This is a genomic window from Streptomyces sp. NPDC051740, from assembly GCF_044453165.1.
In the GTDB taxonomy this organism is placed as follows: domain Bacteria; phylum Actinomycetota; class Actinomycetes; order Streptomycetales; family Streptomycetaceae; genus Streptomyces; species Streptomyces atrovirens.
The window spans coordinates 65,098-84,129 of sequence record NZ_JBITCL010000028.1 but is presented as its reverse complement, the minus strand read 5'-3'; the positions used below and the strand labels follow the sequence as shown (position 1 = coordinate 84,129).

General features: G+C 72.0%; 13 protein-coding genes. 7 read left to right on the top strand and 6 right to left on the bottom strand.

Features of this window, described 5'->3' with window-relative positions; genetic code table 11:
* The 4 genes from ACIA6T_RS31955 to panD all read left to right on the top strand — a co-directional run.
* The coding region (locus tag ACIA6T_RS31955; RefSeq protein WP_399450008.1) for a condensation domain-containing protein at positions 1 to 2,235 on the top strand (2,235 nt) is incomplete at its 5' end.
* Positions 2,232 to 9,401, top strand: coding sequence for an amino acid adenylation domain-containing protein (locus tag ACIA6T_RS31950; protein WP_399450007.1), 7,170 nt, complete (start codon positions 2,232 to 2,234; stop codon positions 9,399 to 9,401). The genes ACIA6T_RS31955 and ACIA6T_RS31950, both read left to right, overlap by 4 nt.
* Positions 9,402 to 9,405: 4 nt before the next feature.
* Entirely contained in the window at positions 9,406 to 9,630 is a 225-nt protein-coding gene (locus ACIA6T_RS31945; protein ID WP_399450006.1) for an MbtH family protein, read from the top strand.
* 14 nt (positions 9,631 to 9,644) lie between these two features.
* Complete coding sequence (panD, locus tag ACIA6T_RS31940; RefSeq protein WP_399450005.1) at positions 9,645 to 10,052, top strand: aspartate 1-decarboxylase; 408 nt, start codon at positions 9,645 to 9,647, stop codon at positions 10,050 to 10,052.
* Between the two features lie 197 nt (positions 10,053 to 10,249).
* Here panD and ACIA6T_RS31935 read toward each other — a convergent pair whose 3' ends face one another.
* The 6 genes from ACIA6T_RS31935 to ACIA6T_RS31910 form a co-directional block, all read right to left on the bottom strand.
* Positions 10,250 to 11,083: a pyrroline-5-carboxylate reductase family protein gene (locus ACIA6T_RS31935; RefSeq protein ID WP_399450004.1), complete on the bottom strand. Its 834-nt coding sequence runs from the start codon at positions 11,081 to 11,083 to the stop codon at positions 10,250 to 10,252.
* Positions 11,080 to 12,234 carry a pyridoxal phosphate-dependent aminotransferase gene (locus ACIA6T_RS31930; protein WP_399450003.1) on the bottom strand — a complete coding sequence of 385 codons (1,155 nt, stop codon included), beginning with the start codon at positions 12,232 to 12,234 and terminating at the stop codon, positions 11,080 to 11,082. Before ACIA6T_RS31930 ends, ACIA6T_RS31935 begins: the two co-directional genes overlap by 4 nt.
* A gap of 55 nt (positions 12,235 to 12,289) precedes the next feature.
* On the bottom strand, positions 12,290 to 13,546 hold the full coding sequence (locus ACIA6T_RS31925; protein WP_399450002.1) for a glutamate-5-semialdehyde dehydrogenase: 1,257 nt from the start codon (positions 13,544 to 13,546) through the stop codon (positions 12,290 to 12,292).
* 2 nt (positions 13,547 to 13,548) lie between these two features.
* Positions 13,549 to 14,613, bottom strand: a complete 1,065-nt coding sequence (gene proB, locus ACIA6T_RS31920) for a glutamate 5-kinase (RefSeq protein ID WP_399450001.1) — start codon at positions 14,611 to 14,613, stop codon at positions 13,549 to 13,551.
* 74 nt (positions 14,614 to 14,687) lie between these two features.
* Positions 14,688 to 15,806 (bottom strand): branched-chain amino acid aminotransferase, encoded by a 1,119-nt coding sequence (locus ACIA6T_RS31915; protein WP_399450000.1) that lies wholly within the window; start codon positions 15,804 to 15,806, stop codon positions 14,688 to 14,690.
* Positions 15,807 to 15,842: 36 nt separating this feature from the next.
* On the bottom strand, positions 15,843 to 16,391 hold the full coding sequence (locus ACIA6T_RS31910; protein ID WP_399449999.1) for a nuclear transport factor 2 family protein: 549 nt from the start codon (positions 16,389 to 16,391) through the stop codon (positions 15,843 to 15,845).
* A gap of 153 nt (positions 16,392 to 16,544) precedes the next feature.
* Here ACIA6T_RS31910 and ACIA6T_RS31905 point away from each other — a divergent pair, with 153 nt between their 5' ends.
* The 3 genes from ACIA6T_RS31905 to ACIA6T_RS31895 are packed head-to-tail and all read left to right on the top strand — an operon-like array spanning position 16,545 to position 19,002.
* Positions 16,545 to 17,489, top strand: coding sequence for an ABC transporter ATP-binding protein (locus tag ACIA6T_RS31905; RefSeq protein WP_399449998.1), 945 nt, complete (start codon positions 16,545 to 16,547; stop codon positions 17,487 to 17,489).
* The gene (locus ACIA6T_RS31900) at positions 17,489 to 18,184 is read left to right on the top strand and encodes a phosphatase PAP2 family protein (RefSeq protein WP_399449996.1); all 696 of its coding nucleotides are present in this window, start codon (positions 17,489 to 17,491) and stop codon (positions 18,182 to 18,184) included. The genes ACIA6T_RS31905 and ACIA6T_RS31900 overlap by 1 nt, the downstream gene beginning before the upstream one ends.
* Before the next feature lie 20 nt (positions 18,185 to 18,204).
* Entirely contained in the window at positions 18,205 to 19,002 is a 798-nt protein-coding gene (locus ACIA6T_RS31895; RefSeq protein WP_399449995.1) for an ABC transporter, read from the top strand.
* Positions 19,003 to 19,032: the final 30 nt, after the last annotated feature.

Genomic DNA, 19,032 nt, shown 5'->3' with positions numbered 1-19,032 from the left:
GGGGCGTTGCGGCCGGTGCCGGTGGGGACTCCGGGTGAGCTGTATGTGGCGGGTGTGGTGCTGGCCCGCGGCTATCTGGACCGTCCGGCGCTGACGGCGGAGCGGTTCGTCGCCGACCCCTACGGCCCGGCGGGCACCCGGATGTACCGGACGGGGGACATCGTCCGGTGGAACCGTGACGGCCAGCTGGAGTATGTGGGCCGGGCGGACGACCAGGTCAAGGTGCGGGGGCACCGGATCGAGCTGGGCGAGGTCCAGTCCGCCCTCGCGGCGCATCCGCACATCGCGCAGGCCGCCGCGCTGGTGCGCGAGGGACGCCTGCTGGGCTACGTCGTCCCGCAGGACAACGCCCCCGCCGTCGACGCCCAGTTGGTGCGCAAGTCGCTGGCCGAGTCGTTGCCGGAGTACATGGTCCCGGCCGCCGTCGTCGTGCTGGACGCGCTGCCGCTGACCTCCCACGGCAAACTCGACCGCCACGCCCTCCCCGACCCCGAATACAGTGCCGGCGCCGGATCCCGTGAGCCGGTCTCGGCGAAGGAGCAGATGCTGTGCGGCCTCTACGCGGAGGTTCTGCGCGTGCCCGAGGCCGGGGTCGACGACAGCTTCTTCGACCTGGGCGGCGACAGCATCATGTCGATCCAGTTGGTGAGCGCGGCACGCCGGGCCGGACTGCGCTTCTCTCCCCGGGACGTCTTCGAGTGCAGGACGGTGGCCCACCTCGCCGAGGTCGCCCAGGACGCCGACGGGGCAGCCCCGGCGGCACCGGACGACGGGGTGGGCGAGGTCCCGCTGACGCCGATCATGAAGGAACTGGCCTCGCGCGGAGGGCCGTTCGCGGAGTTCAACCAGTCCACCGTCGTACAGGTCCCCGCCACGCTGACCCACGAGAGCCTGACGAAGGCGCTCCAGGCGGTGTTCGACCACCACGACGCCCTGCGGACACGGCTCACCGTGCCGGACGGGACCGACGAGTGGTCGCTGGAGGTGACCGCGCCGGGTTCGGTGAGCGCCCAGGACCGCGTCGAGCGGATCGACGCCTCGGGGCTCGACGACGCGGAACTGCGCGCCCTGATGGCCGAGCGCGGGCCACTGGCCCGTACGCGCCTGTCCCCGCAGGACGGGGTCATGGTGCAGGCGGTCTGGTTCGACCGCGGCCGTGAGCTGTCCGGGCAACTGCTTCTCGTACTGCACCACTTGGTGGTCGACGGCGTGTCCATACGGATCCTCGTCCCGGACCTGGCGCAGGCCTGGCGGGATGTGTCCGCGGGCCGGGAACCGGCTCTCGAACCGGTCGGCACCTCGCTGCGTCGCTGGGCACGGCACTTGCACGAGCTGGCCCACGAGCCGGAGACCACGGCCGAGTTGAGCCACTGGACGCGGGTGCTCCAGCACGCGGACGTCCCGCTGGGCGGGCGGGCGCTGGACCCGGCGCGCGACACCGCCGGCACGACCGGTCACCTGACCCAGGAGCTGCCCTCGGAGGTGACCGAACCCCTGCTCACGACGGTGCAGGCGGCGTTCCACGCCGAGATCAACGACGTGCTGCTCACCGCCTTCGCGCTGGCGGTCCGTGACTGGCGGGCAACGGCGGCGGAGCACGGCGTGCTGGTGGAGCTGGAGGCCCACGGCCGTGCGGAGGAGGCGATGCAGGGCGCCGATCTCACCCGTACCGTCGGCTGGTTCACCAGCACCTACCCCGTCCGGCTCGACACGGCCCGGGCCGCTGACGAGGGCGCGGTGCTGAAGCAGGTGAAGGAGCAGTTGCGGACGGTGCCGGGCAAGGGGCTCGGCCACGGGCTGCTGCGCCGGCTCAACCCCAAGACGGCAGCGATCCTCGCTCCGCTGGCCCGCCCCCAGATCAAGTTCAACTACCTGGGCAGGTTCACCTCCCGGGAACAGCAGGCGGCCGACTGGGCCACGGCGCCCGGCACCGCAGGCATCGGCGGCGGCCGGGACGCCGGAATGCCGCTGACGCACGCCGTCGAACTGAACGCCATCACCCGTGACGGCGAGGACGGTCCCGAGCTCCTCGCCTCCTGGACCTGGGCCCAGGGGCTGCTCACCGAGCAAGAGGTGCAGGAGCTGGCCCAGGCATGGTTCCGGGCGCTGCGCGCGCTCGCCGACCACGCGGCCGAGGACACGGCGGGCGGGTTCACCCCGTCCGACGTACCGCTGGCCATGCTGAACCAGAGCGACATCGACCGGCTCGAAGCCGAGTGGAGGACGTCGGAATGAAGCGGTCCGCGTTGGAGGACATACTGCCGCTGTCTCCGTTGCAGGAGGGGCTGCTGTTTCACAACGTCTTCGACGAGAAGGCGCTGGACATCTACACGGTCCAGATGGTCCTGGACCTCGAAGGGGCGCTGGACGCCAAGGCGTTGCGGACCGCGGCCGGGGCGCTGCTGGCCCGGCACGCCAACCTGCGCACGGCGCTGCGCCACGAGGGGCTCAGCCGGCCGGTCCAGATCGTCCTGAGGGACGTGCCCCTGGCATGGCACGAAGTGGATCTGAGCGCGTTGCCGCAGGACGAGCGGGAACGCGAGGCGCGCCGGGTCCTCGACGAGGACCGCGCCCGCCGCTTCGACCTGTCCGAGCCGCCGCTCGTACGGTTCACCCTGCTGCGGTACGGGCCGGACCGGCACCGCTTCGTGCTGACCAACCACCATGTGCTGTGGGACGGCTGGTCGCGTCCGGTGCTGCTGCGCGAGCTGCTGGCGCTCTACCTCAACGGCGGCGACACCTCACAGCTGCCGCGCGTCCGCCCGTTCCGTGACTATCTGGGCTGGCTCGCCGGACGGGACCGTGCGGCGGGCGAGCGCGCCTGGCAGGAGGCGCTCGCCGGGCTCGACGAGCCGTTCCGGGTGGCGCCCGCCGCGTCCGGGCGGGTGCCCGTGGTCCCCGGGCAGGTCGACCTGACGCTCACCCCGCGGGAGACGGCACGGCTGACCGAGCGCGCCCGCGAACTCGGCGTGACCCTCAACACCGTGGCGCAGGCGGCCTGGGCGATCGTGCTGTCCAAGCTGGTGGGCCGCACCGACGTGGTGTTCGGGGTGACGGTCTCCGGTCGGCCGCCAGAGCTGGACGGCGTCGAGAACATGGTCGGCCTCTTCATCAACACCCTGCCGCTGCGCCTGAGGATGGACCCGGCGGAGCCGCTCGCCGAGCTGCTGGCCCGGCTCCAGGCGGAGCAGGCCCGGCTCCTGGACCACCAGTACCTGGGTCTGACCCGGATCCAGGAACTGGCCGGTGTGGGTGAGCTGTTCGACTCGGCGCTGGTCTTCGAGAACTATCCGCTCGACCCGGCGAGTGCCACAGAGCCGGGTCCGTCGGCACCCCGGCACGGCGTGCGGGTGACGGGCGTGGAGACCCAGGACGGCATGCACTATCCGCTGGGCCTGATCGTCAAGCCGGGCCGCGGCCTCCGGTTCCGCGTCGACTTCCGTCCCGACGTGTTCACCGAAGAGGCGGCCACGGCCGTCAGCGAGCGGCTGCACCGGGTCCTGACCGCGGTCCTGGACGAGCCTCGGCGCCCCGTCGGCACGCTCGACGTGCTCTCGGCCGTCGAACGGCACCGGGTCCTGAAGGAATGGAACGACACCGGCCGCGAGGTCCGCGAGACCGATGTCGTCACCCTCTTCCAGGAGCAGGTGGCCCGCACCCCCGACGCCGAGGCGGTGGTGAGCGGCACGGAGACCCTGACCTACGCCGAGCTGAACGCGCGCGCGAACCGGCTGGCGAGGCTGCTGGTCGCCCGGGGCGCGGCGCCCGAGCGGTTCGTGGCCCTGGCGCTGCCGCGCACCGTACAGGCCGCGGTCGGCCTGCTGGCCGTACTCAAGACGGGCGCGGCGTACCTGCCGCTGGATCCCGACTACCCGGCGGACCGCATCGCCTACATGCTGGACAGCGCCGACCCGGCGCTGCTGGTCACCACACGGGAACTGGCCCCGGCGCTGCCGGAGCACCCCGCACCCCGGATCGTCCTGGACGACGTCGATCTCACGCCGTACTCCGGTACGGACCTCGGCGACGCCGACCGTGCGCTGCCGCCGGCCCCGGGCAACCCCGCCTATGTCGTGTTCACCTCGGGCTCGACGGGCCGCCCCAAGGGCGTCGTCATCGAGCACCGCTCGCTGGGCGCCTATCTGGTGCGGGCCAGGGAGGCCTACCCGACCGCCGCCGGCACCACCCTGCTGCACTCGCCGATCTCCTTCGACCTGACGGTGACCGGGCTGTACACACCACTGGTGAGCGGCGGCCGCGTGCACATCGCGGAACTCACCGAGGACGCCGCGACCGGCCCGCGGGCCACCTTCCTCAAGGGCACCCCCAGCGTCCTGGCGCTCCTCGACGAACTGCCGGACGAGGTGTCGCCCACCCGGACGCTGATGCTCGGCGGCGAACTGCTGGTGGGCGAGGCCCTGGACCGCTGGCGGGCGCGGCACCCGGACGCGACCGTGTTCAACGTCTACGGCGCCACGGAAGCCACCGTGAACAGTGTCGAGAACCCCATCGCACCCGGCACGAAGGTGCCCGCCGGAGCCATCCCGGTGGGCCGCCCCTTCTGGAACACCCGGATCCACGTCCTCGACACCGGACTCCAGCCGGTCCCGCCCGGCACGGCGGGCGAGGTGTACATCGCCGGCACCGGACTCGCCCGCGGCTACCTCGGGCGGCAGGACCTGACCGCGGAGCGCTTCGTGGCCTGCCCCTACGGCGCACCCGGTGAGCGCATGTACCGCACCGGCGACCTGGCCCGCTGGAACGAGGCCGGCGAGCTGGAGTTCGTCGGCCGGGTCGACGGACAGGTCAAGATCCGCGGCTACCGGATCGAACTCGGGGAGATCGAGTCCGTGGTCTCCGGCCACCCGGAGGTGGCGCGCACGGCCGTCGTGGTGCGCGAGGACGTGCCCGGCGACCGGCGGCTCGTCGCCTACGTCGTCCCCGAGCACGGTGCCGCGCCCGCGCCGGCCGCCGTCCGCGAGCACGCCGCGGCCACGCTGCCGGAGTACATGGTGCCGGACGCGGTGATCGTCCTCGACGCCCTGCCCCTGACCCCGAACGGCAAGCTGGACCGCCGGGCCCTGCCCGCGCCCGAGTACGAGGCGGGCCCCGGGGGACGGGCGCCGCGCTCACCGCGCGAGGAGATCCTCTGCTCCCTCTTCGCCGAGGTGCTGCGCCGGCCGGTCGTCGGCATCGACGACGACTTCTTCGACCTCGGCGGCCACTCGCTGCTCGCCACGCGTCTCGTCAGCCGTATCCGCTCCACGCTCGACGTCGAGCTGTCGGTCCGTCAGCTGTTCGACACGCCGACCGTCGCGGGTGTTTCGCAAGCCCTGGACACCGGAAGCGGCGGCCGCCGCGCGGTTACCCGCCCGACGCGGCGGCCGGACCGCCTGCCGCTGTCGTACGCCCAGTCGCGGCTGTGGTTCCTGCACCGCATGGAAGGCCCCAGCCCCACCTACAACATCCCGGTCTCGCGCCGCTTCCACGGGCCCCTGGACCGGGCCGCGCTGCGGCAGGCCCTTGACGACGTCGTGGCCCGCCACGAGTCGCTGCGGACCGTGTTCGCGGAGGACGCGGAGGGCGCCTACCAGGAAGTACGCGAACCGGCCGACGCCCGGGTGCCGTTCGTCACCGTCACCACCGACGAGGGCCGGCTGCCGGACGAACTGCGCGCCGCGGCCCGGTACGGCTTCGACCTGGCGCGCGAACTTCCGGTACGCGCCACCCTGTTCGAGCTCGGCCCCATGGACCATGTGCTGCTCCTGCTGGTGCACCACATCGCCAGCGACGCCTGGTCCAGGCGCCCGCTCGGCCGGGACCTCGCCCTCGCCTACGCCGCCCGCTGCGCCGGCGGCGCCCCGCAGTGGCGCGAACCGGCCGTGCAGTACGCCGACTACACGCTGTGGCAGCGCGAAACGCTCGGCTCCGAGGACGACCCCGACAGCCTCGTCTCCCGCCAGCTCGCCCACTGGAAGGAGACGCTCGCGGGCCTGCCCGAGGAACTCGACCTGCCCGCCGACCGGCCCAGGCCCGCGGTGTCCAGCCAGACCGGCGCCCGCACGGCCGTCCAGGTGCCGGCCGACCTGCACGCCGCCGTGGTCGAACTGGCCCGCAGGAACCGGGCGACCGTCTTCATGGTCGTGCAGGCCGCGCTGGCCGTGACCCTGTCCCGGACGGGCGCGGGCGACGACATCCCGATCGGCACCCCGATCGCCGGACGCACCGACGACGCCCTGGAGGACCTGGTCGGCTTCTTCGTCAACACGCTCGTCCTGCGCACCGACACCTCCGGCGACCCGACCTTCGAGGAGCTGGTGCGCCGGGTCCGTGAGAACTCCCTGGCCGCCTACGCCCACCAGGACGTGCCGTTCGAGCGCCTGGTGGAACTGCTCAACCCCGTCAGGTCGATGGCCCGCCACCCCCTGTTCCAGGTGATGCTGGCGTTCAACAACACCGACCAGCAGGCCGCCCACGAGGCCATCGAGCAACTGCCCGGGCTGAAGGTGACGGGCCAGGCCGTCGGCTCCGCGGTCTCCCGCTTCGACCTGCTCTTCGCCTTCGGCGACGTGTACGACGGCAAGGGCACGCCCGGCGGCCTCAACGGCATCGTGGAGTACAGCGCCGACCTGTTCGACGCCGCCACGGCCGAGGCGCTCGCCGAACGCTTCGTGCGGGTGCTGCGCGTCCTGACCGAGGCGCCCGGACAGCCGATCGGCCGGGCCGAGATCCTGGCTCCCGAGGAGCGCGCGCGGCTGCTCGCCCGCCCCGCCCTGCGGCAACTCCCCGGCGCGTCGCTCGCGGAGCGGTTCGAGGAGCAGGCGCGCCGCACCCCGCGGGCCGTGGCCGTGCAGGACGGGGACACCGTCCTGACGTACGGACAGCTCGACGGCGCGGCCAACCGGCTCGCCGCGCTGCTGACCCGCGAAGGCGCCGGCCCCGAGCGTCTGGTGGGCCTGGCCCTGCGCCGCTCGGCGGACCTCGTCGTCGCCCTGCTCGCCGTGCTCAAGACCGGTGCCGGCTATCTGCCGCTCGACCCGGAGTACCCGGCGGAGCGCCTCGCGCACATGACCGAGGACGCGCGGCCGGTTCTCGTGGTGGCGACGGCCGGGGTCGCCGGGCGGCTCCCCGCACAGGTGGGTCCCCTGCTGATCCTCGACGCGCCCGAAACGGTCCGGGACCTGGCCGCCGCGCCCACCACGGCGCCGCACACCGGACCGCTCTCCCCGGACCGCCCGGTGTACGCGGTCTACACCTCGGGGTCGACGGGCCGCCCCAAGGGCGTCCTGATGCCGGCCCGGGCCATGGACAACCTGATCTCCTGGCACCAGGAAGCCATGCCCCCGCGCCGGCCCGGCGCGGCCGTCGCCCAGTTCGCGGCGATCAGCTTCGACGTGTCGGTGCACGAGATCCTCTCCGCGCTGCTCGGCGGAAAGCGTCTCGTGCCCTGCCCGGAGGATGTCCGGCGCGATCCGCAGCGCCTGGTGCGCTGGCTGGAGGAGCACGAGGTCGAGCAGTTGCACGCGCCCAACCTGGTCGTCGAGGCGCTCGCCGAGGCCGCCGCGGAACTCGGCGCGGACCTGCCCCGCCTGACCGACGTCGCCCAGGCAGGCGAGGCGCTCAACCTCACCCCGACCGTGCGGGAGTTCTTCGGCCGGCGGCCGGGGCTGCTGCTGCACAACCACTACGGCCCCAGCGAGACGCACGCGGCGACCGGCGCCACCCTGCCCGCCGACCCGGCCGACTGGCCCGCCACCGCCCCGATCGGCACGGCGATCGACAACACCGGCCTGTACCTCCTCGACGACCGCCTGCGTCCGGTGCCCCCGGGCGTGGTCGGCGAGCTGTACGTGTCCGGCGCCGGCCTGGCCCGCGGCTATCTCGGCCGCCCGGGGCTGACCGCGGAGCGCTTCGTGGCCTGCCCCTTCGAGCCGGGCGAGCGCATGTACCGCACCGGTGACCGGGTGCGGACCCGTGCCGACGGGCAGCTGGAGTTCCTGGGCCGCGCCGACCAGCAGATCAAGCTGCGCGGCTTCCGCATCGAACCCGGCGAGGTGGAGGCGGCGCTCACCGCCCACCCGGCCGTCGCCCAGGCCGCGGTCGTGCTGCGCGAGGACCGGCCGGGCGACCGGCGCCTGGTGGCGTACGCGGTGGTGACCGGTGAACTGCCCGGCACCGCCGAACTCCGCGCCCACCTCGGTGAGCGGCTGCCGGACTACATGATCCCGGCCGTCTGCGTGGCCGTGGACGCGCTGCCGCTCACCCCGAACGGCAAGCTCGACCGGCGTGCCCTGCCCGTCCCGGACTACGCGGCACAGGCCGGCCGCGCTCCGAACGGACCCCGCGAGGAAGTGCTGTGCGCGCTGTTCGCCGAGGTCCTCAAGGTGCCCGAAGTGGGCGTCGACGACGACTTCTTCTCGCTCGGCGGGCACTCCCTGCTGGTCGCCCGGCTGCTCGGCCGGATCCGGGCCGTCCTCGGCGCCGAGCTGTCCATACGGAGCCTGTTCGAGGCCCCGACCGTCGCGCGCCTCGCCGAGGAACTCGACCGGGGCGCCGACCACGACCCCTTCGCCGAACTGCTCCCGCTGCGCGAGCGCGGCACCGACACCCCGCTGTTCTGCGTGCACCCGGCCGCCGGCCTCGGCTGGTGCTACGCCGGACTGCTCGCCCACCTGGACCCGGACACCCCGGTGTACGCGCTCCAGGCGCGGGGGATCAGGGACCGCGACGCGATGCTGCCCGCCGAGGTGACCGAGATGGCGGCCCAGTACGCCGAACTGATCCGCTCCATACGGCCCGAGGGGCCGTACCGCATCATGGGCTGGTCGTTCGGCGGGCCGGTCGCCCAGGCCGTCGCCACCCGGCTCCAGGCGCTGGGCGCCGAGGTGGAGCTGCTGTGCCTGGTGGACGCCTACCCGTCGGGCCTGCGCGGCCAGGACGCTCCCGAGCGCTCCGAGTCGGAGATCGTCGGAAACAGCCTGCGGGCCGTCGGGTTCGACTTCGAGACGAGCGAACTGACCGACGACCACTTCCCGCTGGAGCGCTACCGCGAATTCCTCCGGCGCGAGAACAGGGCGCTCGCCGAGTTGAGCGCGGACGAAGTCGTCGCGGTCAAGAATGTGTACGTGAACAATGTGCGGATGATGCCCCGTCACGAGCCGGAGGTCTTCCGCGGTGATGTGCTCTTCTTCACAGCGACCCGGGTTTCCGAGGAAAGGAGGGACCGTCGTGACGTCACTGCCTGGAATCCCTATACGGAAGGGCGGTTGGAAAACTACGATGTGGATGCCGAGCATGAGGAAATGCTGACGGAGCCGGCACCCACCGCCCGGATAGGGCGGGTCGTTGCTGAGAAGTTGAACGAGCTGCGGACGAATTCCGCACCGACACAGGGGGTATGAAACGATGAGCAACCCGTTCGAGGACGCCGACGGCAAGTACCTGGTCCTGGTGAACGACGAGGGCCAGCACTCGCTGTGGCCGTCCTTCGTCGAGGTGCCGGCCGGGTGGAACGTCGTCGTGCCGGAGACCGACCGGCAGACCTGCGTGGACTACATCAACGAGAACTGGACCGACATGCGGCCGGCCAGCCTGATCGCGGCGATGGACGCCGCGGGCGCCGCGAGCTGAAGGGCGGGCACGCAGTGTTCCGGACGATGCTGAAATCGAAGATCCACCGGGCGACGGTCACCCAGGCCGACCTGAACTACGTGGGGTCGCTCACCCTGGACCCGGACCTGATGGAGGCCGCCGACCTGCTGCCGGGCGAGCTGGTCCACATTGTCGACATCAACAACGGCTCGCGCCTGGAGACCTACGTCATCGAGGGCGAACGGGGCTCGGGGATGGTCAAGATCAACGGCGCGGCGGCGCGGCTTGTCCATGAGGGCGACCTCGTCATCATCATCGGGTACGGCGTCGTGGCCGACGCGCAGGCCCGTGAGCTGAAGCCGAGCGTGGTCTTCGTGGACGAGCGCAACCGGATTCTGGAGGAGAGCGACGACCCCTCGCTGGCCGGCGGGGTCGGTGTCCTGGAGCCGGCGGTCCGCTGAGCCGCCGACACGAGAGAGCCGGGGGGGGGGGGGGGGGGGGGGGGGGGGGGGGGGGGGCGCGGGCGGGGGGGGCGGGGGGGGGGGGGGCGGGGGGGGGGCGGCGGCCCGCCCCCCCCGCCCCCCCCCGCCCCCGCGCGGCGCGCCCCCCCCCCCCCCCCCCCCCCCCCCCCCCCCCCGGCGGCTTTTCCGCAGTGCGATCAGGGGCGCGCCGAGAGGCTCTCGGTACCCGTCAGCAGGCGGCCCAGCGACAGCCGGACCGCCGCGTCGAGTGCCTGCCGCACGCTCTGCGGCAGGGCCCGCTCGTCCAGCGTGCGCAGCGCGGCCTCGGTCATGCCGCCCGGGGAGGCGACCTGCTCCATGACGGCATCCGGTGTGGCACCGGGCTCCGTCAGCAGCGCGCCCGTGCCCCGTACGGCGTGCGCGGCCAGGGCGGCGGCGGTGTCCGCGCTCAGCCCCTGACCCACGCCCGCCCGGGCCAGCGCCTGCGCGAAGTGGGCGATCAGGGCCGGCCCCGCCCCGGACAGCGCGCTGACCGTCTCCATCAGGTCCTCCGGCACGGTCAGCACCTCGCCCAGCGGCGCGAAGAGCGCCCGGGCGGCGTCGAGCGCCCCGGGCGGGCAGCCCGGGCCGGACGACAGGACGGTCACCCCGCGGCGCGCGGCCACCGCGACGTTCGGCACCGCGCGCACCACGGCGGTCCCCGGCAGCGCCGCGGTCACCGCCTCCGTGCGGCAGGAGGCCACCAACGACACCAGCACCGCACCGTCGCCGGCCGGAGCACCCGCGAGGGAGCCCAGCGCGGCCGGTGTCTCGTGCGGATGGACGGCGAGGACGACGACGTCCGCCCCGTCCACGGCTTCCCGCACCGACGTCGCGGCCCGGACGCCGAACTCCCCGCTCAGCGCCCGGGCCCCGGCCCCGGTACGGGAGACGCCCCGGATCGACTCCGGGGCGCCTCCCGCCGCGATCAGCCCGCCCACCACGGCCCGGGCGATGCGCCCGCAGCCGATGAACGCGACGGTCTTGCTCACCGCGTCTCCTCGACGAGCGACGCCACCGCCGACATCCCGCGGACCAGCCGCTCCTCGCTCTCCGTGCCCACCGAGATCCGGACGAACCGGTCGCAGGAGGCGCCGTATCCGATCCCCGGGACCACCGCCACCCGGTGCCGGTCGAGCAGCATTCCGGCGAACTCCTCGGAGTCCAGCCGGGAGGCGCCGAGCGAGGCGAACAGATAGAACGTGGCATCCCCGGGAAGGCATTCCACGCCGCGCTCCGCGAGCATTCCCGCCATTCGGTTGCGCAGTGACACGACCCGCCGGATCTGCGGCCGTGTGTGTTCGAGGATGTTCTCGAAATGCTCGGCCAGGTAGTAGCTGAGAATCGTCGGCGCACAGGTCACCAGATGCTGCTGCAATTTGATGAGCTGATCCGTCAGCTGCCGGTTGGCCATCACATAACCGATGCGCCAGCCGGATATCCCGTAGTTCTTCGACATGGAATTGCAGACGACGGTGTGCCGCTTGTCCGGGTCGAGCGCCAGGGCCGAGACGAATTTCGCGTCCTCCGGCACGAATTCGTGGTACGCCTCGTCGGCGATCAGGAACAGCCCGTGCCGGTCGGCCAGTTCGTGCAGCGCCCGCAGCTCCTCGGCGCCGAGCCTGCGGCCACTGGGGTTGTGCGGGTTGTTGACGACGATGGCGCGGGTGCGGGGGGTGATGTAGGAGGCCAGGTCCTCCACGGTGTCGTACCACGGGGTCATCACCGGCACACCGCGGGCCAGCCGCACCTGGTCGGGGTAGCTCACCCACAGCGGTTCCGGGATGATCACCTCGTCGCGCGGTTCCAGCAGCGCCGTCAGCACCATGAAGATCGCGGCCTTCGAGCCGGCCGTCACCAGCATCTCGTGGTCGGGGTCGACCGGCACGCCCGTGGCGGACGCGTGGTACTTGGCGAGCTTCTCCCGCAGCAGCGGCAGACCGCGCGAGTGCGAGTAGTGGTGCAGCCGGGACGTGGGCAGCCCTTCGAAGGACGGCACGGGGAGGTCGAAGAAGGCTTCCCCGAGGGAGAGCGTGACGACGTCGACTCCGGCGGCCTGCATCTCGTAGATCCGGTTGTTGAGCTTGATCGACGAGGCCTCCTGGATCGAGTCCAGCAGGCTCGCGTGGTGCAGCGGGGGCATTGCGGTTTCGCCTTTCGCGGGTACCGGGGGTGCGGTCATGGCGCGCACCTGACGCTCATATGACACGGATCTGCCCACTGCCCCAGACCACGTTCTTGACGCACGTCAGCGATTCGAGCCCCATCGGGCCGCGGGCGTGCAGCTTCTGCGTGGAGACACCGATCTCGACGCCGTAGCCGAACTCGCCGCCGTCGGAGTAGCGCGTGGAGGTGTTGACGAAGACGCTGCCCGAGTCGACCGCCAGGGCGAAGCGGCGGGCCACGTCGTAGTCCTGGGCCACGATCGCCTCGGCGTTGCGCGTGCCGTAGCGGTCGATGTGCCGGACGGCCTCGTCGAGGTCGTCCACCACCTTCACCGCCAGGATCAGGTCCAGGTACTCGGTCTCCCAGTCGCTGTCCCGCGCCTCGGCCGCGGCCGGCCACACCTCGCGGGTACGCTCGTCACCGCGGACGCTCACACCGAGCCCCTGCAGGGTGTCCAGCACCTTGGGCAGCCAGTCCGCGGACAGGTCCCGGTGGACAAGCAGGGTCTCCACCGCGTTGCACACGCTGGGACGCGAGGTCTTGCCGTTCACCACGATGTCCGTGGCGCGCGCGAGGTCGGCGCTGGCGTCGACGTAGACGTGGCAGTTGCCGTCACCGTCGATCACGGTCGGCACCGTGGCGTTGTCCTTGACGGTCTGGATCAGGCTCGGGCCGCCGCGCGGTACCAGCAGGTCGACGTAACCGTCCGCGTGCAGCAGCTCCATCGCGGCCTCGCGTGAGGTGTCCCGGATCAACTGCACGGCGTCGTCGGGCACGTCCTCCCGCGCACGCAGCACCTCGGCCAGTACGTCGGCGATGGCCGCGTTGGTGTGCTGCGCGATCGAGGAGCCGCGCAGCACGGCCGCGTTGCCGGACTTCAGGCACAGCGCCGCCACGTCGGCGGTGACGTTGGGACGGGCCTCGTAGATCACGGCGACGACCCCGAGCGGCTCACGCACGTGCTCGATGCGCAACCCGTTGGGACGGGTACGGCCGCCCTCGACCTGCCCGACCGGGTCGGGCAGGTCGATGATGGTGCGGATCGCCCCGGTCATTCCCGCGATCCGCTTGTCGGTCAGTGTGAGCCGGTCGACCAGGGTGGCCGAGGTCCCCGCGGCGCGGGCCGCCGCCACGTCAAGGGCGTTGGCCTCCTTCAGCGCCTCGGCCGCCGCGTCGATCGCGTCGGCCATCTCGCGCAGTACCTGGTCCTTGACCTCGGTGGTCAGCTCGCGGATGACGGTGGACGCGGCACGGGCGCGCCGGCAGATGTCGGTAACGGTGGCGGACACTCTCACTCCTCCAACAGGCTGATGTACTCGGTGTGGTGAATTACGGTCAGGTCGACTGGGGACCCGGCCAGACGGGCAGCGCCCACGCCGGCACGGCCTCGGGCCACGACCCGGCCATCCGGGTCGAGCACGTCCACGACGTCGTCCGGCTCGAACGGCTCACCCGCGGAGTCCAGATGGCGTGCCGTCAGCGGTGCGCCGTCGGTGACCAGGCGCCGGATGTCCGGGCCGCCCTGCAGCCGCGCGGCCGGCGGTGCCGACAGGGCGCGCCACAGCAGGCGCAGGCTCGGTTGCTTGTCCCGGTCGCGGGCGTGGACGAGGGTGCCGATGTCCGCACCCCGCACCGCACGCACCACCGCTTCCTCGGCGTCCGCGCCCGCGATCACCGTGGGCACGCCGGCCAGCGTGGCGATCCACGCGGCGCACAGCTTGGCGGCCATGCCGCCGGTGCCCGGGCCGGCTGCCGCCGCGCCCGCGAGCCGTTCGATCTCGGGCGTCAGGGCACGCACTTCGGGGATGCGCCGCGCGCCGGCGTCACGGCGCGGATCGCTTTCGTACAGGGCGGGGACATCGGTGAGCAGCACCAGTTGCCCGGCCCCGAGCGCGACCGCCAGCAGCGCCGCGAGAACGTCGTTGTTGCGCACCATGACGGTGTCGTTCTCGTTGACGACGGGCACCAGCCCCGCCCCGAGGCAGGACTCCAGCACCGCACGGACGCTCTCACCGTGCTCCGGGCCGGTGACGTCGACCGGGGTCAGCAGGACCTGCGCGGCGGTCAGGCCCCGCTCCGCGAGGCTGCGCCGGAACGCCTCGAAGAGCAGGCCCTGCCCCACGGAGGCCGCCAACTGGCGTGTCGCGTCGCCCTGCCGAGCGTCCGGCGGCAGCTGGGCGGTGCCCAGGGCGATGGCTCCCGACGCGAGCAGCACGGGCCGGACGCCGTCCTCGTGCAGCCGTAGCACCGAGTCGGCGAGGGCGGACAGTTTCGCGGGGTCGGGTGCCCCCGCGGAGATGAGCGACGACGTGCCGATCTTGATGACGACACGTGCCGGACGCACGTCGGAATGCATGGAACTCCCCCTGTTCCTTCAGACCGCCTTGGATGGACGGCCGGCGGGTCAGGACCCGGCGTCGGCCGTGGTGTTCACTGACCGGAGCCGACCAGGCTCTCCCGGTGCGCCGGCCGGCCGAGGCCCGCACCCCGGATGCCGACCGTGCGCAGCCAGCCCTCGGGCGCGGGCGCCCGTCCGGTGTGGATGTCGACCAGCGCGTCGCGCAGGGCGAGCGTGACAGGACCCGCCAGCCCCGTACCCACCTGCCACGACTCGGTGCCGTCGCGCACCTCGCCGACCGGGGTGACGACGGCGGCGGTGCCGCTGGCGAAGGTCTCCGTGATCGTGCCGTCGAGGCACTCGGCCTGCCACTGCTCGATCGACAGCGGCTCCTCGCGGACGTCGAGTCCGCGCGCACCGGCCAGGTGCAGCAGCGAGTCCCGGGTGACACCGGGCAGCAGCGTTCCGGTCGCGGGCGGCGTGACCAGCTGCGCCGACGGGCCGCCGCCCCGGACGAAGAAGAGGTTCATGCCGCCGAGTTCGTCGACCCACCGGCGCTCCACGGGGTCCAGCCACACCACCTGGTCACAGCCGGCCTGGCGCGCCTGCTCCTGGGCGGCGTACGACGGAGCGTAGTTCCCGGCGAACTTCACGCCGCCGGTGCCGCCCGGGACCGCGCGCGTGTGGTCGCGCCCGACCCAGACCCGCACCGGGTCCGGACGGTCGGAGAAGAACCCTCCCGTGACGAAGGCGATCAGCAGGAACGCGTACCTGCGGGCGGGACGCAGCGCCAGGTTCGCCTCGCTCGCGTAGAGGACCGGGCGCAGGTACAGACTCAGTCCGGGCCGCTGCGGCAGAGACCCGCCGTCGGCTTCGAGGATCAGGTCCACGGCCGCGAGCAGGCTCTCCTCGGGCAGGGCGGGAATGGCCAGCCGCTCCGCGGAGCGCCGGAGTCGGGCGGCGTGGTCGGCGGGCCGGAAACAGGCCACCGCGTCGTCGTCCCGGCGGTAGGCCTTCAGGCCCTCGAAGACGACCTGGCCGTAGTGCAGGCCGACCATGGCCGGGGACATGGACAGATCCCCGAACGGGCTCAGCCGTGGCTCGGACCAGCCGTCCCGCTCGGTCCACTCGGCGGTGACCATGTGCGGGGTGAACTGTTCCCCGAAAGGTATTCGGTCGGACTCGGCAGCGGCTGCATCGAATTGACGCATGACGAAGAAAATCCCCCGGTGTCTTTCGCGGCCGGCTCAGACGAGCGGTGCGTAGAAGAATGTCTCGCGCAGCGAGAATGTGCCGACGGTGTTTACACTGAAGAAATCGGCGAATCGCACGGAAGTCTTCGTTCCGTCGTGCAGCACCCCTTCGAAGGTGCCGTGCACCGCCACGTCGCGGCCCTGGCTCACGATCTTGGACAGACGGTGCGTGCCGTCGGCGATGACGCGGTCCTCGCGGTAAAAGCGCTCTAGTTCCGCACGGCCTGTGAGCTTGTCGTATCCGGGGCGGTGGTACTCGGCGTCGGGTGCGAAGAGCCGGACCAGGCCGGGCACGTCGCCGGAGTCGACGAGACGGTAGTAGGTGCGGACGGCGTGCACCGGGTCGTTGGGTGCGGATTCCTCTGTACCGGGTTCGTTCATGAGCTGAGACATGGCTCCCCAGATGAGGTTGAGGGTGGTGCGCCTACCGTTTTCGGGCAGCGCGAAACTACCTTTCGATGGGAACGGGGAAGTGAGACGAAGGACGGTCGCTGGGTGCGGCTGAGAAGTGCCGTTCCACTCTGCGCCGTCCGGGCGGATCATGGCAAGAGTCAACGGACGGTTGCCTAAGGTCTTGGTGGAAGTCCTGACTAAAGTAAGGGTGAATGCCTTCCCTTGGGCCGATGCGATTGTGCCTGGCCAGAGCGTAGATTCTCGGTGAGACAGAGAAGCTGAACGGCTTGGGAGTATTCATCCATGATCACCCTGCAGGGGTTGACCAAGAGGTACGGCGACCAGACCGCCGTGGACAACCTGTCCCTCACCATCGGGGCGGGCAAGGTCACCGGGTTCCTCGGGCCCAACGGTGCGGGTAAGTCCACCACGATGCGGATGATCATGGGCCTGGACCATCCCACGTCCGGCCAGGCGCTCGTCGGCGGCCGGCCCTACACCGAGCTGGCCTACCCGCTGCGGGAGATCGGCGCCCTGCTGGACGCCAAGGCCGTGCACCCAGGCCGCAGTGCGCGCGCCCATCTGCGTGCCCTCGCCCGCACCAACGGCATCCCTGCCCGCCGGGTCGACGAGGTCCTGGAGACCGTGGGTCTCACCTCCGTGGCCGGCCGCCGCGCCGGCTCCTTCTCGCTCGGCATGGGCCAGCGCCTGGGTATCGCCGGCGCCCTGCTGGGCAACCCCGGCGTCGTCATGTTCGACGAGCCGGTCAATGGCCTCGACCCCGACGGCGTGCGCTGGATCCGCGGCCTGATGCGCGGACTCGCCGCCGAGGGCCGCACCGTCTTCGTCTCCAGCCACCTGATGAGCGAGATGCAGCTCACCGCCGACCACCTGGTGATCATCGGCAAGGGCCGGCTGATCACCGAGACGTCCGTCCAAGAGCTCATCGAGAGCAGTTCCCTCAACGCCGTGCGGGTGCGCGGCCCGGAGCAGGCGGGGCTGCAGAAGCTCATGGCCCAGCTGCACGAGTGGTCGGTGCCCACCCGGTGGGAGAGCCACAACGAGCTGTACATCACGGGGCTCACCGTGGACAGGGTCTCCGACATCGCCTTCGAGATGGGTGTCCGGCTGCACGAAGTCCGCACCGTCGAGGCGTCCCTCGAGCAGGCGTACATGGAACTCACTGCGGACAGTGTCGAATTCGGAGCCGCATCCGGTCATCACCAGCACCCGGGGGCGGGGGCTTGATGCCAGAGACGACGACTCCAGCCGTACACCTCGCGAAAGCCGGACCCGAGTACGGCGTCGGTGTCTACCGGGACATCACGGAATGGGCGGCCACCACGCCGGGCTGGATGCAGACGGCCGGCGAGATCGGCACGGAACTCGGCATCCTCGTCTTCGCCGTGCTCTTCGTCCTCCAGTGGTGGCGGGCCCGCGGCCGTGACCACCGGTCGATGGCCGGGGCGCTGCTCGCACCGGCCGCCGTCGTGGTGGTGTACGGGCTGAGCGAGATCATCAAGGTCTGGCTGCACGAGGAACGTCCCTGCCGCGACATACCGAACGTCCGTACCATCGCCACATGTCCGGCGCCGGGCGACTGGTCCTTCCCGAGCAACCACTCCGTGATCGCCGCCGCCTCCGCCGCGACGTTCTTCATCACCTGGCGCCTCGTGGCCGCCTTCGCCCTCCCCCTCGCCGTGCTCGCCGCACTGTCACGGGTCTACGTCGGCGTGCACTACCTGCACGACGTGGCCGCCGGTGCCCTGCTCGGCGTGGTGCTGGCCCCACTGCTCCTGCTCATCACGGTGATCCCGGGCACCTGGGCCGTCGCCCGGCTGCGGCAACGCCCGGCCCTCAAAGCGGTGCTCTGTGCCGCGACCCCGGCAACACCCCGCCCGGAACCGGCGGCAGAATCCCACGCGACCACGTCGAACCGTTGACACAGCACAAGGAATTGGTCATGACGACATCAATGCCCGCCACGACTTCCGGCCCGGCCGTCCGTGCTTCCGGCGGTGGACTCCCCGGCGCCGTGGCAGCGGAATGGATCAAGCTCTGGTCCGTCAAGTCGACCTGGTGGTGCCTGCTCGGTGGCGCGGGGTTGATGCTGGTCACCACCCCGATCATCGGCGCGACCATGGCGAACAACAACAAGAAGGGCACCCTGGTGCCGGTCGGCGAGGTCGCCGTCGCCACCGTGTACGTGGCCCAGTTCGCGTTGATCGCCCTGGCGATGCTGATGATCACGGCCGAGTACGCCGCCGGCAGCATCCGCACGACACTCCAGTCGGTGCCGATGCGAGGCCGGCTGCTGGCGGCCAAGACCGCGGTCGCCGGTGCGGTGAGTCTGCTCGCCGGCATCGGGTTCGGCCTGATCGGCGTGGGGGTCTCCTCGATGTCCCTGGGCGACGAGGCGGACGCGGCCGGCGGCGAGGCCCTGGGCAGTGCCCTGCGGATCGGGGGCTACCTCGCGCTCGTCGCCGTGCTCACGATCGGGGTCGCCGTGGCCGTGCGCAGCGCGGCCGGCACGCTCACCCTGGTCTTCGTCGGGCTCACCGTCCTGCCGGTGATCCTGCAGGCCTCCGACATCGACCCGCTGGTGTCGCTCGCGGAGCGGATGCCCAACTCCGCCGGCACCGTCTTCATGAACGCGGACACCACGCCGTACGGACCCGCCATGGGGCTGCTGCTCCTCGCCCTGTGGGCCTTCGGCTCCCTGCTCCTGGGCTTCTACGCCTTCCGCAAGCGCGACGCGTGACCCCGCGTCACCCCTGAGAACGCGTCCCGG

Bases quoted from the DNA above. Each gene is read 5' to 3' on its own strand.
- ACIA6T_RS31910 (WP_399449999.1), bottom strand. From the start codon at position 16,391: ATGATCCGCCCGGACGGCGCAGAGTGGAACGGCACTTCTCAGCCGCAC.
- ACIA6T_RS31900 (WP_399449996.1), top strand. From the start codon at position 17,489: ATGCCAGAGACGACGACTCCAGCCGTACACCTCGCGAAAGCCGGACCC.
- ACIA6T_RS31945 (WP_399450006.1), top strand. From the start codon at position 9,406: ATGAGCAACCCGTTCGAGGACGCCGACGGCAAGTACCTGGTCCTGGTG.
- ACIA6T_RS31915 (WP_399450000.1), bottom strand. From the start codon at position 15,806: ATGCGTCAATTCGATGCAGCCGCTGCCGAGTCCGACCGAATACCTTTC.
- ACIA6T_RS31930 (WP_399450003.1), bottom strand. From the start codon at position 12,234: ATGCCCCCGCTGCACCACGCGAGCCTGCTGGACTCGATCCAGGAGGCC.
- ACIA6T_RS31950 (WP_399450007.1), top strand. From the start codon at position 2,232: ATGAAGCGGTCCGCGTTGGAGGACATACTGCCGCTGTCTCCGTTGCAG.
- ACIA6T_RS31895 (WP_399449995.1), top strand. From the start codon at position 18,205: ATGACGACATCAATGCCCGCCACGACTTCCGGCCCGGCCGTCCGTGCT.
- proB (WP_399450001.1), bottom strand. From the start codon at position 14,613: ATGCATTCCGACGTGCGTCCGGCACGTGTCGTCATCAAGATCGGCACG.
- ACIA6T_RS31905 (WP_399449998.1), top strand. From the start codon at position 16,545: ATGATCACCCTGCAGGGGTTGACCAAGAGGTACGGCGACCAGACCGCC.